This is a genomic window from Pontimicrobium sp. MEBiC01747 (assembly GCF_053601635.1).
The window spans coordinates 1-1164 of the sequence record NZ_JBSHNS010000164.1 but is presented as its reverse complement, the minus strand read 5'-3'; the positions used below and the strand labels follow the sequence as shown (position 1 = coordinate 1164).

At 51.1% G+C, this 1164-nt stretch carries 1 pseudogene; it reads right to left on the bottom strand.

The features are described 5' to 3' along the window. A pseudogene (locus tag ACVC2P_RS04610) lies at positions 1 to 1164 on the bottom strand (hypothetical protein); the annotation flags it as partial.

Sequence of the window (1164 nt, the reverse complement as noted above, 5' to 3'; positions counted from 1 at the left end):
TAAGAAATCGGGTAGGTTTTCGCCTACGTTACCATCGGTATCGGTTGGGCTTGATACGCCTGTGCCTGCACTGCTTGGGATTCCTGTAACTGGGTCTGGGGTTCCATCGGCTATGCCGTCGTTATTAGCGTCTGTTCCGCCTGTTTCTGCGGTATCGTAGATGCCATCGTTGTCGGCGTCTAGGTCTAAGTGGTTACTTACGCCATCGCCATCATTATCGTACGCTGGTTCTACGGTTCCGTTGACGTCTCCTACTAATGGATCGGCGGGGTCGTCGTCTAAATAGTTTGGTACGCCATCGTTATCGTCATCGGCACTTGGATCGCCTGGGCCTTCGGCTACGTCTAGAATCCCATCGTTATCGTCATCTTGGTCTACTACATCTGGGATGCCATCCATGTCGGCATCTGGTCCCATGTCTACGGTTATGGTTACCGTTGCGGTATCACAAACATCGTCTGGTGTTGGTCCATCGCCTGTTAAATCGTTACATACCGTGTAGTCTACGGTTACTGTCATACCGCCTTCGCTTAAGGCTGGCGTGTAGTTTAACTCGCCTGTATTTTCATCGAATGTGATGATTCCTACTCCTGTGCCTGTGCCTGCATCGGTGATGTATACATCACTTCCGGCTGTGCTTGTATTGTCTGGTAAGTAATCGTCGTTTGTTAAAATGTCTATAGTCTCAACCATGCCTACCATTGCTGTTGCGGTATCGTCTACTGCGGTTGGGTCTTGTGGGTTAGAATCGGTTGTATCTGGGTTACCATCGTTATCGTCGTCTGGGTCACAGGTGTTGGCTATTCCATCGGTATCTGGGTCTGGGCCTGTTTCTAAGTGATCTGCTGTGGTGTTACTATCGCTGTCTGCTCCTGTGGCTGGGTAACTGGCTCCTACGACTGTTCCGTTAGCATTGACTGCTGCTGGGTCGGTGCCATATTGTCCGCCATCTCCGCCATCGGCTGTGTTCTCTCCATAGTATTCGTTAGCGTCTGAGCAGCCATCGTCATCACTGTCACTGTCTAAGAAATCGGGTAGGTTTTCGCCTACGTTACCATCGGTATCGGTTGGGCTTGATACGCCTGTGCCTGCACTGCTTGGGATTCCTGTAACTGGGTCTGGGGTTCCATCGGCTATGCCGTCGTTATTAGCGTCTGTTCCGCC